This is a genomic window from Finegoldia sp. BIOML-A2 (assembly GCF_009678315.1).
In the GTDB taxonomy this organism is placed as follows: Bacteria; Bacillota; Clostridia; order Tissierellales; family Peptoniphilaceae; genus Finegoldia; species Finegoldia magna.
The window spans coordinates 1-17,715 of sequence record NZ_WKZE01000005.1 but is presented as its reverse complement, the minus strand read 5'-3'; the positions used below and the strand labels follow the sequence as shown (position 1 = coordinate 17,715).

Here is a 17,715-nt window from a genome sequence, read left to right as displayed (position 1 = left end):
TTTTCCTCTCTTCTTTTAGTTATTATCTAGCTTCAGTTGCTTGTCTTTTTTTGATAGCGATAATAGCTGATGCCATTATTGCAAGACCAATAGCAGTGAAGATAATAGTACCAATACCACCTGTTTGTGGGATTGTTACTTTCTTATTGTCTATTCTTTGAGCTCCACCGATAGTTTTATCAGTTAGATTATCATCTGATTCATAAGTTACTCCACCTTCAGTAGCGCTATAAGAACCCTTAGCAATCTTAAATTCATATCTAGCATTATTTAGTGCATATCCCTTTGGAGCTTTAGTTTCTTTTAGGTAGTATGTTCCATAAGCAAGACCAGTTATTTCAAACTTACCTTGTCCATCAGAAACTAATTTTACTCTTTCAGCAGTTTTATCAGTTGTTTCAACCCATTTGTATTGTTGTGCTGCTGCAACTACTGCATCATTGTATTTCTTTTGAGCTGTGTTAATAGCAGCTTTAGCTTTTTTCCCATCTTCGCCTTTTTGTTGTTCAGCTGATAGATTATTATAAGCATCTATTGCTTTATCTAAAGCAGCCTTTGCATCAGTAACTGCTTTCTTCTTAGCTGCAGCTTCTGTTGTAGAAACATAAGCTAAAACTTTTCCATCAGTTTTAGAATCATAAACTTCGAATTCTGCTCCAGTTAATCTTTCGCCAGTTGTTTGGTCAGCTTTGACAAACTTCTTACCACCAGTTGTTACTTCTGGGTTTGTTGGTACTAAAACATCTGGATTAATTTTATTAGTTACAGTAACTTTTCCATCAGCTTTTGATTCATAAGCTGCTTTATATCCACGTACAACTTCTCTTACAGTGAATGTGTCGTTTGCAATTTCTTTATCAATATTAAATGTGTGGTTGAAGTCTGGACCTTTCTTAGTAACAGAGTCTACAACTTCGCCTTTACTGTTAATTAGGAAGTAAGTTACTTCAACACCTGTAGGTGCAGTATTTCCACCTTTTCCGTCATCCCAAGTTTTTGTAACTTCAATCTTGTTATCTTTAGGTGTTAAATTTGGTGTTGGATTTGGTTTACCTGGTGTGAATGAAACCTTGTTGTTTTCATAATTATCAACTACTGTTTTGTTATTTACAGTTGCAGAATATTGTAAACGAACTTTTACAGCTCCATTTTTAGCTTTTGCCAATATATCTTTCATTATTTCGCCATTTTCATCGAATGTTAAATCGAATCCATAGCTTCCTTGTGCATATGTTGCTCCTTTTACTGTAGCAGCATCTTTAAAATCATATACTTTATCATCTTGTCCTTCTTGAGAAACTGTTACTTTAAGGTCATTATTAAATGTTAGTCCCTTAGACATAATATCTGACCAAGACATAGAAGTGTAGTTATAGTTTTGTGGAATTTCAGTTACTATATCGTAAGGTGCCTTTGTACCTACTGTAAGTGCAACTTTAGCTTTTTCAGCATTGTAATTATTTATGTCTGCTTGCCATTTGTTAATTTGTGCTTCAGTATATCCGCTTGCAATAGCTTCTTTTTTAAATTGTGCAAATTCTGCATCTGTCATTTTACCAGTTTTTTCTTTTAAGAAGTTCTTGTCAATTTTTACATCATTTATTTCAATGTTCTTTGGATAAATGTGAACTGGGTTAAGGTACTTAGTACCAGCTTTTGCAATTACATCTCCTTTTTCATTTGTAACATCATATGCATTTGTAAGTGGAAGTGTTAATCCAAATGGTACTGCTACTTGTCCAGTTACTTTATCTGGTGCTTTACTTTCAACTACCCAATAGTATCCTTCACCAAGTTTAACTGTTGCTAAACCATTTTTATCTGTATCAACTGTATGTCCATCTGTTAAGCCATCACCAGTTGCAATTGCAAGTTTGTTTTTTTCGATTGCGTTCATAGTATTATCAACTTTGCTTGGTGTTAGGTCAGTTTTTCCCTTAGCAATTAAATCGTTCATTTGAGCTACTGTTTTAAAACTTCCTTGGTTATCTTTTAAAAGTTCAAGGATTTTTTCATTTTCTACATCATTTTTTCCATTGATTTTGTAGAATGTAAATTGAGCTCCTGCTAAAGCTGTAACACCTGAACCTAAATTAGCATATTCTTTAGGATCAATTTTTCCACCAGTGTGATTCCATGGTGCACCAGCTTTGTAGCTTTTCTTAGTTGTCAACTTGTAAAGATTAACAGTAGTTTCTGTTGGTTTTGTATCTTTTAGTTGACCTTGTTCAACTTTTCCAGTTGGAACTGTCACTTCATCATTAGCAGCACTTGACAACAATGGGGTGAATACGCCAACCATCATCGCTAATGCTATGATTAGTGATAAAAATCTTTTTTTCATAATATAACTCCTTTATATTTTTTTATAATCATTTGCTTCTCGCAAATTATTACCTTACCCTTGCCTTTTAGGCACTTTTTACTTTAGGCTTCGTCTAATAATATCTTACACGGTATCATTATACTAGCCAATCTCTTTTCGCAAATCTTTCGATTCGCCTTTTTCTGTCCGTTTCTTATACTGATTAAGCCTTTTATGCTTTCCTCAGTTTTTTAAATACCTTGAGATACCAGGGACTTAGCTCATCGCCTCATCCCTTTTGTCTCTTATTTAGTCCCTTTACGGAGGGTACCTCATCTTTTGATTTAATTCAATCATGATAACGCACTCTCTCTTTTCTTACGTCTGTACTTGTAGTACGCCGTTGCCATCATCACAGCACCCACTACAAGGAAACCAATAATACCCAACGCCCCTGTGTGAGGATATTCTCCTTTACGATTTTCAACTTGGATTGGATCTTGAGATTCATAATTTATATATTTTCCCTTGTCTGAACTTAAATTATTGATGTCAATCTCAGAATTAACTGTATCAATATTTAATAAATCGTGTTGTATATAAGATTTTAAGTTAAGATTTGTTACAGCTTGGTTTAACTTACCTTCAACTTCTACTACTACTGAGTCTGTTCTAGTTTGATATTGCACATTAGGATCCCAAGGTATCCTATATAGATCTCTAACTTGATATCTTATACATTGTTCATTGTTAAGGTATCTTTCACTATTTTCTACACTTGTACTATAGTCTGAATTTGTTAGCTGATCTATAGATTTATCCTTTGGCAATATAGCGGTTCTTATTGTATTTAATGAATTTACCTTCCAACCATTTTCTACTATTCTTAGCTGAGTATCAATTGCATCAAATTTCCATGAAGTATGATTTGGATTCAAGATTATTCTTTGCTTGAATGTTCCCTTGTCTTTATCCACTTCAAGGATTTCGCTTTTTATCATGCCATTTGCACCAATAGTCTTGCTTGCCTTTAATGGATCTTTTTCAAGAACTTGGATTTTTCCCTTTTCTAGCTTAAATTCTTTAATATATCCTGGGAATTTTGAATATCCATCTGGAGCTTTAGTTTCTTCTAAGGCATAGTAACCATCTTTTGATATATTAAGACTAAACTTACCATCTTTTTCTGAAGTACCAGTTAATGTTTTGCCATCAACTTTATATTCTTTATACTTATCATCAAGTTTTTCCTTATAAAGGACTTTGAATTCAGCTCCTGGTAAAATCTTACCATTGTCATCAGCATCAACTTTGACAAACTCTATAGGCTTGTTGTTGACAACTTTGATTGGAATAGTCTCACTTATTTCTTGGTAAATTTCAGCAGTACCAGTTCCATCTGCATTTGGAACAGTGACTTTTTGATAAATCTTACCAGAGTCATCTACCTTTAGGTAGGCTACTGGACCATTAGGGTTAGCATATCCTTCTGGAGCTTCATTTTCTATTAATCTGTACAAGCCCTTTTCAAGGTGATTATAGGAAATTCTACCATCTTTATCGACAAATGTTGGATTAGTCTTTGCAGTCCAAGTTGCTGCTGGATTTTCTATAGTTCCATCATTCTTTTCTAATGTGAACTTAGCGCCTTTAGTTACTTTTCCTGTTTCATCTACTGTTGGTTTTAGAACTTGTCCTTCTGTATTTACCTTTTCAAATACAACTTTGTTCGATGGGTTTGTTATTGGAAGTTCAAAGTTAGCTTTGGCAGTACTTTCGTTTTCAAATACATATACTCCATCCCATCTGTAAACTGATGGATTTTCTGCCCATCGTTGATAACCATAATTATCTGTATAGTTATAACCATAGTATAAAGCTGAATTTCCTCTGTACTCTGTTAAATTCTTCGTATTAGCAATCTTTCCAGTTACTTTTACAATAGATGCTCTATTATAAGGATAGTTACCTATATTAGTTGTTGTTGTCTTATTTGCTTCGACAGTTTTAGGTTGTGTTATTCCATAACGCCATAAGTTTCTGTCATTTTCATTAACACCAAAGGAAGCTGGCATACTTTGTATTTTCGAATTATTATCAGTGTAATACAAATCGTAAGTTGTAATTTGTAAATTATTGACTGTTTGATTTGGTTTATATCTGAATGTCAAATTCTTGCCGTCATATTGACCTTCTCTATTAATATAGAAGTAGTGAACAAATTCACCAGTATCTGAATTGAAACTTACTATTTTAGAAGCCATATTGATGTAGTTATATCCATCATTATCATATTCGGTGCTTACTATATAGTTTACATAGATGTCTTTAAGTTTTTTTGTGTCATTTCCAATACTCATACCAACCTTTTGATAGCTTGAGTTTCTAACCCTATTGAGATTAATGTGAGATGATATAACATTCTTGAAATCTGTGACAGTATATTGTTCTGCTGCCTTTGTGAATGTATAGGTAATTGTTCCAGCTTGTCTGTTATAGTCTGCCTTAGCTAATGTACCTATACCATCAGCGAACAAGTCTAAGTTAGTTGGCTTATCTTCTCTAATACCATGTAAGTCCATGTTGTCAGTTAATTTTAGTACGAAATAATCTCCTGCACTTATTTTTACACCATCTTTAATATTATACTTATTAGTAAATTGTAAACTTTGTCCAACGTGAGGTCTTATTTCATTAGTACCTTGAGTTGTATCTTCATCGTATGGTCTATTCACTATCATGTCAGATGATGTAAGTTCAATTAAGCTTGTAATATTTCTAGTTCTTGGACTTGCGTCATCTGCGTAAGGGTCAAGTCCCTTACCACCAACTGTGAAGTGCCATACATGGCCAGTGTTGATATAACCATTAGGTGATTCGATTTCTCTTAGTTCGTAGTTACCTAGTGGAAGTCCTTCGAGTTTTAGTGTCCCTTTTTCGTCAACATATCCTTCATATACGGCATCGGTAACAGGATTACCATCTTTATCTGTTTTTGCTCCTAATCTTGTAGCTCTAAACTTAGCTCCTGCTATTAAGTCTCCAGATTCATTTTTCTTACCTGGAATAGCCTTGCCATTTTCATCGACCTTTTTGATAGTAACAGAACCTTTACCTGGTTCTTCGTTTCTTACCTTACCAATATTTTTGGCAGTAGCGCTTGTTACGAAGTCGACAAGTTTTCCAGTTGAAGTTTCATCATCCTTTACATTAGGAATTAGATAGTTGTCTCTCTTGTATTCAATTGTTACATATCCGTTGGCACTTTCTACGATTTTACCAGTTTTTGGGTCAACCACTTTATGAGTTCCATCTGGTTGAACTTGAACTTCTAATCCAGATTCTTTGTCATAAGTCTTTCCATCATCCTTTTTGATTATTTCACCCTTTGGATCAATTGTCTTGATAACAAATTCTAATAGAGTTCCGTCAAGTGCTCTGTATCCTTCTGGAGGAGCAACTTCTAGCAATCTATAAGTTCCTGGTTCAAGTCTTCTGAAACCAAAGTAACCGTTGAAAGCTGAAGATACATAGGATTCATCCATATCATACCAGAAAGAACCTTCCTTCTTTTGAAGTTTAAATACAGCTCCTTCTAGTCTGTTTGTGTTGTCGTCGCCATCCATTTTGTGCTTAGAGAAGGTAATGTTATAGACTTCTTTTTCATTTGTGATTGACATACCTTCTTGTGGTACTGTTTCGAGCTTGTCTGATGTGTACAAACTTGAAATATCAAGACTTGTATCCACATGAGCTGCTGGAGTTCCTGCAACTGAAGGATAGATTATACCAGCAGCAAATTTAGCAGTATCAACATAAGCTTCTTTACTTAATGCATTCTTATATTTTTGACCAGCTGGTTTATTATTAGCCCAATAATTTGCATTAGTTGTTCCATTATATCTTGCAATCCAATTTCTAAGTTCTATCATACCTCCTTGGTAAGAGCCTTTATCTTTATACTTATAACCTACATAGTCATCACCTTTATCATAAAGTTGGCGGAACTCTCTTGCTCCATCAAAGAAGTCGAAGTGAAGTTCGATTTTTCCTAGGTCTTTTTGTGGTATATCAGTTCTTTCATAAGGAGCTTTTTTAACTGGTTCTGCACTTGGTTGGTTATTGTTGTCGATAAAGTTATAGTTAGAATCTACATTTACTTCATTAGTAACTTTCTTATCTACTATAGAACCATCATAGTATCCTTCAATGTCGATATAGTAAACACCTGGTTCAAGATTTAGCAAGTCTTCGTCAAAGCCCCAGTCAAATGGTCTCCATCTTGCTGTATTAACAGTTTTTACATTAGGATCTCTCAAGTCATAACTGTTCAACACTTTATCCACATCCACATCTGCTGGTGGATTAGTGATTTGGTAAGTTGATCTGTAAGCTGTCTTCACACCTTCTGTAATAGTTACTGGTGGCTCTCCAGGTCTATCAATTTCTTCTCTCTTGTGTTTTGGTGTAATTTGTACATTTACTACCTTACCATAAGCTCTTGTATCAATATAAACTCTTTGAACAAATGTCTTTGAGTCTGGGTCTATATTTTTTACTATAGACTTGTACTTAATCTTACCATTTAAATCATTAGCTGCTACAGCTTTATCTGATGTTAAGAAAGATGCAGCTGTGTTTTCCGGTCCATTTTCTACTATTACAAGAGAACCATTTTCTTCTTTTACTTGTAGTTTCCAAGGAGCTGCTGCTTTCTTGTATCCTACTGGTGATTTTGTTTCTTCAAGGATATAGTAGCCAGTGTTTAATTTGACTATTTTGTCATCTTTATCCTTAAATACTACATTACCTTCTTTATCAGAAGTTGCTGTTATGTCTGTAAATGTTCCATCTACTTCGGTAAAACTCTTGTCAGTGTATTTCTTTAGTGTAAAGTTAGCGCCTTCAAGTCCTTCGTTTATATTGTTTCTCTTGTGGACTTTAAGCTCAATACCAACTTGTTTGTTAGTTACTACAAGAGTTCCGTCTTCTTGAATTCCTTCAATTTTCGCTTTTAACGGTGTCTCATTAGCCTCAGTTCTAAATCCTAGTAAATTATTATCTTCGATAAAATTAGATCTAAGTGAATATAGACTTATCGGTGCATAAGACCTAGTAGAAAATGTACCACTAACAGATGTACCTACTTCATTGAGTCCACCTTTATATGCTTCTGCAACCCATATTTTAAAATTTTCTTCACTTCTGCTTCCATAAGTGAACCAATCTGCGCCTAAACCAAATGGTGTACTATAGTCAGCTCCCTCTGGGAGTTTAGCCTTAACTTTTAAAACAAGCGGTTGATTAAATCTTCTAATATTTCTTCCTGTTTCAATGATATATCTATCTGTTCCCATTGCACTTTTTGTAGTTGCAACTTTAGCGCCAGCTCTTTTAGTAGAGTAGTTATCAATATTTGTTCCTGTTGGATATTTGTTAAATTCTAGAGACAAAATGTCAGATTGATCAAATGAAGTTAATGGTTGTCTATGAATTTCAAATATTGGTTGGTCAGTATTATAAGCTGAATTTACTTCAAATACAAATACTTGTGTGAAAGTTTTGTTCTTATAATCTACCTCAACTATTCTCGTTTGAGCTTCTCCATCATATCTATTCTGTCCATTAACATACCATTTTGTAGCTTTGCTTGAGTCTATAACTTTATAAGTTCCTTCAGGATATTGTCTGTCATTTATTTTAACTGTAACTGATTTTGTTTCATCTATTGATCCATCAGGGTAAGTTACCCTTATAGAAACTTTGTATTCTCCTGGATTTTGTCCATTTGGAATACTTCCAATTACTTCTTTATTAACTTTACCAGCTCCTAGATAATTAGTGCTTACTTTTGCTAGTATTTCTTCAGAAGTTGGAGCTTGTCCCAATTCCTTTTCTACTGTTCCACTTATATAAACTTGGAATTGTTCATTGTTTTTTTGTCCAGTTATAGTCACACTTACTGTTACATTTTCAGTTGAACCATCAGCATAAGTTATTTTTAATTGAATAGGGTATGTTCCTATATCTTTAACTGCTGATAAGTTTTGACCTTCTACTAATGTTATCTTTGGCTGTACCTGTCCTTGTTCGATTGGTGGATTAAATCTTACTTGCGCTTTTAAAGCATCTAAAGTAATACTCCTTCCATCATATTTCTTTTCAAGGTTTTCAGTGGTAACTGTATATTTTTCTGAATCTGTTATTATTCTCTTAGTGACAACTTTTACTTTTACAGTAGTTTTTGACTCATCACTAAAAGTTAATTCTACATCTACTTCCTTTACTTCTTCCTTATCGCCTGCTGGTATTTGAGCTGGATCTACAACTATTTTTGTAATTGTTTTTTCTGTTGGATAGCCTGTAATAGATACGGCATTTTTGATTTCTTCTTCTGTAGCTTTTTGTCCAATATTTTTGGTAATATCTTGTACGACTACACTTTCTTTATATGTGTCAGCTTCTTTTTTCACTTCTCTATACGATACGGTACCATCATTAGCTATAGTCACTATCCAGTAATAATCTACTCCTTCATAACCCGGTGCTGGTTGATATTCTTCTAGCTTGTACTTTCCAGCTTCCAATCCAGCGAAAGTTATCATTCCGTCAGATCCAGTTGTCATATACCTTTCGTCTTTAAGAGGTTCTGGTCCAGTTAGTTTAAATACAGCGCCTTTTATTGCATCGTTTGTTCCTTCTTTAACTTTTTTAAGTTTGAATTGGAACTTTTCTTTTTCGTTATTTACATCAAGTGATCCTTCTGAGATATAAGAGCCTTTGATGTCTCCAACAGCTGCTTTTGTAGGATCTCCTACTACCATGTCTTGGACACTTTCATAGTAGTCAGCTTTCCAATAGATGTTGGAATTATCAACCAACCAGTCCATTCCTGTACCAACGCCACCATCTTCATTTATATATGGAACTTTTACGTCAATAACTATTGGCCTAGATGTAGCTGGAAGTGTTAGATTTAATCTTTTTGGTTCTCCGTATCTGCCTTCTTCACTCTTTGCAGTTTTCTTAACATCACCTGTTATATCTTCAGTTGTGTAGTTTGCAAGTCTTAAGTCAGATATAAGTCCAGTTACTGGTTTATCTAATTCAAATACTTTGTATTCTGCACTTCCATTGTACCAAGTCATGTTAGGATCTCTTGGATCTTGTCTGTGGATAGATGCGGTTGTTTGTCCAAGATTTCTTGCTTCTGGATTTATAACATATCTTTGGATAGCATAACCATCTTTTTTATTTATAGCAATAATTCTAGTACCCATGTATTGAGCAGTTTTACTATTGCCTGTCCAACCCGTCCATCTGTTGTCGTAATCTGACCAGCCTTCTGTAGATCTATTCTTAACATCAACCCAATTGACATTATCTTCTGCTAGGAAGGATTTAAGGTCAGTTGATCCTGTTGAAGCTACATAGTTATAAACTTTTGTCTTGCCATCTTTTACTTCGAGAACCCATTTCTTATCGATTGGCTTGTAACCTTTAGGTGCTTTTGTTTCCTTAAGGATATATTTTTGTCCTTCTTCTAAGCTTTTACCTGCTTCAAACTTGAAGTCAACAATACCATTTGTATCAGATGTTCCCTTTGCTATTACTGTTTTTTCATCTTTATCGTAAATAGCAAACTCTGCGCCTGGAAGAGCTTGTCCATTTCCATTTTTCTTATAAACTTGGAATTTTTCTCCAACAGGTTTGTTGGTTACTGGTAACTTAATAGTTGTACCTTCTACAACTGACCCAGTTCCTGTGATACCAATTTCTCTTATAAGGACATTACCAGTGTCATAAACTGTAACACGCCATTTTTTAGTGGATTTCGTATATCTATTTGGTGCTTCAGATTCTTCTAAGATGTATTCGCCTGGTTCTATATCTGTAAAATCAACGATACCATCGGCATCACTTGATCTATAGATTACATGGCCATCACTTTCATTTGTAAGAGAGAATGTCGCACCTTGAAGTTTCTTAGTTCTATCTGCTTCATTTAATTTTTCGATTTTAAATTGTCCTGGCTTATAAGTTTTGTTAAATAGTTTAACTTTTTCTGTGTAGAATTTTGGTATTTCTTGTCCTGTCTCTGATCCTGTAGCAATATTTGCATTACCTTTTTGATAAGATCCTGTTTGTCTACTACCATTTGATAGGTAGTAAGCTGACCACAAGTTTTTATATCTTTGTACGTCAGTAACTTTAAATGTTTGTATTACTACGTAACCTTCATTTTTTTCAACTCTTGGAACATCTATTTCTAATGGGTGATTGTTATGTCCATTCTTTGTTAAAAGTTCTGTGGATTTTAACTTTGAAGGATCGTAAGTTATCCTGTAATCACCAACTTGATCTCTAAATCCTTCTTGTGGATTTACATTATTCTTTGAATATACCAAGTCGTAATTTCTTGGGTCTTGGTCTGGTCTAATACCATAGGATAATGGCATTAATCTCTGCTTATTCTCAGGAGTATCAGTTACCTTATATACTTCTAATTCTTGGAATCCAAATGCTGGATATCCATTTGCCTTGTATGTGTTCAAATCTGATACAGGCCTATTCATTGATATCCAATCGTATCTTAAAGTTCTCTTACCACTAGTAAGTCCTGTTGGGTTGTAGTAGGACATGGCCTTTAGATAAATATCTCCATTTTTATCCTTGTATACATCGTAAATATATTCACTTGTTAGTGGTCCACTTCCTCCTTGAGAGTCATATGAGTAATAATCTGTCTTGATGTTAAATGGAAGTACCTTATCCTTACTTTGAGTTGTTTGAATGTTTGGGTGATTAACAGTAGGGTTACTTGTTCCCGTAGTGTTATCTGGGTCAACAACTATTCTGAAATTATAGCCAGTAGTTGTATTAGTTTGTGTTGCATAATACTTATCTGGAATAATACCAATAATTTCAAGAGAAGCATTTACAGCGTTACTATCTATATTATCTGTAAACTGATATGTTAAAAGATTTGTCTCGTAGTTGAAGTATGGTTTTGCCAATACTTTTCCTGTGGCATCTTTTAGTTCAGGAATTTCATAGACATATCTTCTGAAATCTAAGTTAGGGTCGAATTGAATCTTGAATAATCCACCTTTTTTTGCATTGGAAATTAAGAAATTAGCCTTATATCTATAGGATTCAATACCATAAGCCTCCCAAACTCCTTCTGTCCAACCAAGACGTCCATCATTTGGTTGATTTTGTTTTTCTTGAAGGATCATAGATTGAGTTATGCCAGTAACTGTTGCCTTACCGCCTTCTTGACCAGTTTCGATTTCTTCAATTATATAGTCTACACCGTTTTTAGGAGTTCCTGCTCCGTCTTTAAATCTAGCCTTATAGATTACTTTGCCATCTTCTCCAACGTGAACATCAAAGATAACTTGTGACTTTTGATATCCTGAAGGAGCGCTAATTTCTTCTATAGTATAGTTGCCTGGACTTAATTCGCCAAAGCTTGCCTTACCATCTGCTCCTGATTTGACATCAGATATTATTTGATTGTTAGCATCTCTTAATCTAAAAGTTGCATTCGCTAGTGGTGATTTGTCTTCTTTTATCTTTGTAACTTCTACAGGAAGTCTTGGGAAAGGATCGTTAGCTATATTAAGCATAACTCCACTTTCCGCTGAAGTTGATAAGCCAATTGATTCTTGGATTCTAGCTTCGTCTTTTACTCTATCTGTATCAGTTAACCAATCGTAGGATACTGCTGTCGAATCTGAACCAGTGGCTTTTACTTTTACTAGGAATCCCCAATCATTAGTTTGTCCACCAAATCTTGCTGCAGGGAATTTGATTTGGTAACCAGCTTTTCCTGTGAAGCCATCTGTGATATTATCTTGTCCAGTAATATCATTTTCCACACCAGCGTTTATTAGGTTATTTCCAGTATATTTGTCTGCAGTTTGATTATACATGTGGTTTTTAACAGTATTTCTGTTTCCAGGTTCTACATCAAGAACTTGTACTTCTTTTATTTCTCCACCTAATACATTTAGGTTTAATCTAGTGTTTTTATTTGTATATCCGTCACTTCCATTTGCTTCTGGTTTTAAATGAATATAAAATTCAATATTTCCTTTATCATCGATCTTACCGTAGTGCAATGCGTTCATGAAACTTGGATAAGATGGATAATATTGATGATGGTCTAATTCTGTTTCAATTTTTCCACCTTGCATAGCGATGTTATCGCCTGATACTGAAACTTTTCCGTCATTATCTATTCTGATTTGCTTAGCAGTCGTATCTAGCTTATATCCATTAGGAGCTTTGTTTTCTATTAATGTGTAAGTTCCTGGACTTACATTTGAAAAACTTGCTCGTCCATTGGCGTCTGTAAGAAGTTCTATAGTTTCCTTTGGACTTTGTAGAGTGAACTTAGCACCTTCTAGCTTTTTACTAGGGTCTTTGCTATCAAATTTTAGAACTGTAAAGTCAGCATCCTTTTCTTGTGTGGATTGTGCCATTACATTGTAAATATGATAAGCGCCATCTTCTTCTGCTAGGTAGTTGTATTTTTCTTTATATGAATAAGTTGTTCCACCAATTGTCGTATCTTTTGGTAAGCTTTGTTCTATTTTTTGATTTGTTTTGCTTTCTTTGATGCTTCCATCTGCATTAGTCTTTATGTCCCAATATTTTGCAGCTGGTATAGTTATTTCTCTGTAGGCTTTTCCAGTTTCTCCTTCAGAAACTTTTATTTCTGGAGAAATTGCCTTGCCAGATTCATCCTTTACTACAAATCCTTGAGCTGGCATTTTCTTAGTAGAATCTATTCCTGCCCATGTTTGTTTTATAGTTAAATCTTGGTATTTGTTGATGTTAACTCCTGCTAGTGAATAGCCTGCATTGCTATCTGTTAATGAAGTATCATATTCATAAACCGCAATTGTTCCTGGAGCTTGGCCTCCACTTGGATTAGTTTCTTTATCTGGAATTCCAGTTATATTTGTACCTTCATCATCACCATCAGGGTTAACTGTTTTTATAACCATCTTACCAGTAGTTTCATCAATACCATATACTGCCATTCTTGAAGAATCTAGCCTTTGTGCACCAGTCAAATCTCTTGTTGCAAGAGGAAGACCATTATTTGCATCAGCTGTTGATACTCCATCAGTAACTGTCCATTTTGCAGTATTTTCTGATGTGAATTCTCCCATGATGGTAGTTCTGTTGTTCATGCCAATACGCTTAGATGTTTTTTCTTTTACTTGTTCGTCAGTGTATCCCTTGTCAAATACTAATCTTACTGCACCTGATTTATTATTTCTATTCTTTAATAAAACAGAAAAGTCAATCATGTATTTTTGTTGTTTGTTAAATACTGGTGTTTGGAATTTTATAGTAACATCTTTTGTATGATCTTTTAATGTATAATTCTTAGATTCTCTAATACCTAGTTTACCTTCAATTTCATTTGTTGTTATATCATCTTTGTTTATTGGTTTACCGTTAATAGTTATATTTTCGTATCTAGATAAACCAGAACCTTTAACTAAAGTTGCGTTAGAAATAAGCCCTAAGTCCAGCAAGTCTTTAGTAGATGAAAAACGAACTGTCCAGTCAATTGATTCTAGTTCTCCATCTTTTACTATTGGGGAACCTGAAACGTCCATGTGAACTTGATAATCTTCACCTTGGTCTACGATTTCAAGCACATCTTTTGAACCAGGTTCTATGATTTGATTTATAATCTTTCCGTCATTATCAACTACTGTTTCTGGAAGGCTTACTGCTTTTGTAACACCAATTCCTGTGATTGAGTTTTTGATAGAGTGTTTTGTTGCATCTCCGTCTAATTTTTTAATTTTTTCGACATTGTAATCGACATCAATTGATAGAGGTATTTGTAGATCATCTGAAATAGGTTCAGCAATTGTGTATGTTATTGAATTAGTATCTTTATCATAAGATGGAGTTGCAATTGTTTTTCCATTATTTACAATTGGTTTTAATGTATTAGGATATTTTACTGTAAGCCTATCGTCAAGTTTTATTGTAAAGGATTGACCTTCTTGGATAGGACCAGCTTTTCTAGATACATCAAAACGAGTAATGATTGTATACTTTTTATCTGATAAGCCTTGACTAGTTGCACCTACTGGATTAATAAGCATTTGTGGGTTGAAGTTCTTGTCGGCATCTTTTTCGATTAATGCTTTAATTGCATCTTTGTTATCTTCCATTAGCTTTGCTTGTTCTTCTTTTGTAAGGTGATATTTTTCTTCAAAGCTGGATAATAATGCTTGAACTTCTTTTAATCCATTTGCTTTTACTGATAGGATTGCTTTTAGTTCACGGTCTGCTTTTTGAAGATTAGTAAGTCCGAAGAATTCTTTGATGCCTTCTAATAATCCTTTTGTTTCTTTGCTGACTTCTTTTTTGTCAGCTGTCTTTTTATTATCTTCTTTATTATTAGCATCTTTTTTGTCTTCTGATTTTTTGATGTCTTCTTTTTTGTCTTGTAATGCTTTGTCAAATTCTTCTGCTTTTTGTTTTCTTTCTTCTGGTGTTGCAGGTTCTTTTTTGACTTCTTCAGTTGTTTCCTTCTTCTTTATAATAGGTTCTTCTTCTTGGTTTTCTTCTGTGTCTTGTACTAGTCCAAGAAGTTTTTTGTTTTCAAGGTCTTTTTTCGCTTTTTCTTCAGCGGCTTTTTTTGCTTCTGCTTCAGCTTGTTTTTTGGCAAGTTCTTCTTGTTTTGCTTTTTCTTCAGCTTCTGCTTTTTGTTTTGCTTCAGCTTCTGCTTTGGCTTTGGCGTCTGCTTCTGCTTTTGCCTTAGCATCAGCTTCTTGTTTCGCTTTTTCGTCAAGAACTTTTTGTTCTTCTGTTTTTTTAGCTTCTTCAGCTTTTATTTTTTCAGCTTCTTGTTTTGCTTTAGCATCTGCTTCTTGTTTTGCTTTTGCGTCTGCCTCTTCTTTTGCTTTTGCATCAGCTTTTGCTTTTTCTTCGGCTTCTTTCTTTGCTTTTTCTTCAGCTTCGGCTTTTGCCTTGGCATCGGCTTCTGCTTTGGCTTTGGCGTCTGCTTCGGCTTTTGCTTTTGCTTCGGCAACTTCTTTTTTGTGTTCTATTGATGATGTAACTTCAGCTGGTAATTGTTCTGTTTGATATGTGCTGTAAGTTTTATCATCTAATATAGCTGCAAATAAGTCTGCGTTTTGTTTTACTTCAAGTGGATTATTGTCATCCTTATTAAGAGCTATTGTTGTAAGTTTGCTGTCAACTGCTTTGTCAACTTTGAAGTCGAAGATGTAAGTACGGTTGTGTTTGTCACCTTCTGGTACTTCGCCATCTTGTTGAAGTCTGCGTTCTTCTGCAAGTTGAAGTCTGTGTTGTTCTGTTGATTTTAGATTTTCTGGAAGTTTGTTGAACAATCCTTCTTTATCAAAATCAAATTCGTCTACGACTTTAAGACTGTATACTTTGTAGTCGTCTCCAAAGTCTTCCTTATCAGCTTGAGGCACATAGTTGTTATGGATTCTGTATTTTCCATCTTCTTGTACTACGGATACATCCAAGCTCAATCCTTGATCTTTGAGTGATTTGTCCACTCTGTCGAATTCTTTGTGAGCCTCTTCTACTGTATCAAATGTCCTCTCGTCATAAAGACTAAAATCCTTTCTAACTAATAGTTTGATGTTAGAATTGATATTCGTGGTGTTCAATACAAACTTGACGTTCGTATCTGTGTCCAGATTCTTGTCATCAATTACTGTAGCGAGGTTCAATGAAAAGTTGGCATAGGTATCCTGTTTCAAGGTCTCGAGCTTTTGTATTACATATCTCTTGTCGAGCTCTTCCTCCTTAGCAAATGATGTTATGGCTGGAACGCATGATTGTATGAACATCAGCATTACCATGACTAACGCCGTTAGTCTATCAAATATTTTCTTCATTTTAACCTCCTGAATTACTTGATTTTTATTTCAAATGTTAGTTTTTTGATATTTATTATACTAATTTTATTCTCTACTACTTTACATGCATTTTGAATAAAATACTACATTTTTTCAGCTAATTAATGAATATCGTTTGCATTATCCCTAAAAATAAAGAAAGAATCAGCCCAACATATTTTATGAATAATGTTGCCCGACTCTGTTAGTTCTAAATAAAATGCATCGCTTTTTATATCCATTATAATTACGTTTGCCTTCGTTTTTATGTAATATATATTTGCATGTATTATTTATATGTATAGTCTAACATTATATATAGGAAATGTCAAATTACATGAATTGTTCATATAGTTTTTATGATTTTTTGATGTTATACAAATAAAGTTTTATTAAATATTTACAAATTACTTTTTAAATAGATTTTATTTGTTTTGTTTTTATCTTATTACTGACTAATTTGTTGTATTTTACTTTATATTATGAAATTAATTGTTAATTTGATATTTATTCTAAGTTTTTTGTTCAAATATTGTTCTATATATTTAGTGAGATATATCATAAAAATTTAGGAATATTTTTATAAATTTCCTGATAATTTTAAGTAAACGTTATAATTTATAGATTTAAAATAGGAATTTTTTGATATAATTTGTTACTAAGAGCGAAAAATATCGCATCGTTTGCAAATTTTTTTAAAATTTGTTTAGATTTATTAAATATTTGTGATTATTTTGAAAATAATTGGGTATGAGGCTTATTTATTTGAATTGGAATATATTGATTATTAAGAAATAAAAAAAGACTATAGATCAGAAATCTATAGTCTTGGCGAACGATAGAGGATTCGAACCCCCGACCTTCTGGTCCGTAGCCAGACGCTCTATCCAGCTGAGCTAATCGTTCATATACAACAAAACAGATGTATGCACATCTGTTGTTGTCTGGAGCGGAAGACGAGACTCGAACTCGCGACCCTCGCCTTGGCAAGGCGATGCTCTACCACTGAGCCACTTCCGCATGAATTCTTTTGGTGGAGGAGGGTGGATTTGAACCACCGAAACATAAAGTAACGGATTTACAGTCCGTCCCCTTTGGCCACTCGGGAACTCCTCCATAATCCTTTGTTTAAAAAGGATTTGTGGAGCTGGTGGGAGGACTTGAACCCCTAACCTACTGATTACAAGTCAGTTGCTCTACCAATTGAGCTACACCAGCATACTTGGCGACCCGGAACGGACTTGAACCGTCGACCTCCAGCGTGACAGGCTGGCATTCTAACCAACTGAACTACCGGGCCATTAGTTAGAAATTTATTTGTTAAAAATATATGGTGGGCGATACAGGGCTCGAACCTGTGACCCCCTGCTTGTAAGGCAGATGCTCTCCCAGCTGAGCTAATCGCCCATATATCTGGTGACCCTACCGGGATTCGAACCCGGGATACCGCCGTGAAAGGGCGATGTCTTAACCGCTTGACCATAGGGCCTT

At 34.4% G+C, this 17,715-nt stretch carries 2 protein-coding genes and 7 tRNA genes; all 9 read right to left on the bottom strand.

The features are described 5' to 3' along the window. Positions 1–22 precede the first annotated feature (22 nt). The 9 genes from GKF99_RS05475 to GKF99_RS05435 all read right to left on the bottom strand — a co-directional run bounded on the left by GKF99_RS05475 (position 23) and on the right by GKF99_RS05435 (position 17,713). Positions 23–2,344 (bottom strand): SpaA isopeptide-forming pilin-related protein, encoded by a 2,322-nt coding sequence (locus tag GKF99_RS05475; RefSeq protein WP_154272822.1) that lies wholly within the window; start codon positions 2,342–2,344, stop codon positions 23–25. Between the two features lie 314 nt (positions 2,345–2,658). Next, a complete protein-coding gene (locus tag GKF99_RS05470; RefSeq protein WP_154272821.1) occupies positions 2,659–16,224 on the bottom strand; it encodes a SpaA isopeptide-forming pilin-related protein in 13,566 nt (4,521 codons plus the stop codon). 829 nt (positions 16,225–17,053) lie between these two features. Further along, a tRNA-Arg gene (locus GKF99_RS05465) sits at positions 17,054–17,130 on the bottom strand. Between the two features lie 39 nt (positions 17,131–17,169). Next, positions 17,170–17,244, bottom strand: a tRNA-Gly gene (locus tag GKF99_RS05460). Positions 17,245–17,255: 11 nt separating this feature from the next. Then, positions 17,256–17,340, bottom strand: a tRNA-Tyr gene (locus GKF99_RS05455). Between the two features lie 26 nt (positions 17,341–17,366). Next, positions 17,367–17,442, bottom strand: a tRNA-Thr gene (locus GKF99_RS05450). 5 nt (positions 17,443–17,447) lie between these two features. Continuing rightward, positions 17,448–17,524: transfer RNA gene (locus GKF99_RS05445), tRNA-Asp, on the bottom strand. Between the two features lie 31 nt (positions 17,525–17,555). Then, positions 17,556–17,631, bottom strand: a tRNA-Val gene (locus GKF99_RS05440). A gap of 7 nt (positions 17,632–17,638) precedes the next feature. Next, a tRNA-Glu gene (locus tag GKF99_RS05435) sits at positions 17,639–17,713 on the bottom strand. Positions 17,714–17,715: the final 2 nt, after the last annotated feature.

Excerpts from the sequence above, each read along its gene's own strand:
- GKF99_RS05475 (WP_154272822.1), bottom strand. The coding sequence starts at position 2,344 with ATGAAAAAAAGATTTTTATCACTAATCATAGCATTAGCGATGATGGTT.
- GKF99_RS05470 (WP_154272821.1), bottom strand. The coding sequence starts at position 16,224 with ATGAAGAAAATATTTGATAGACTAACGGCGTTAGTCATGGTAATGCTG.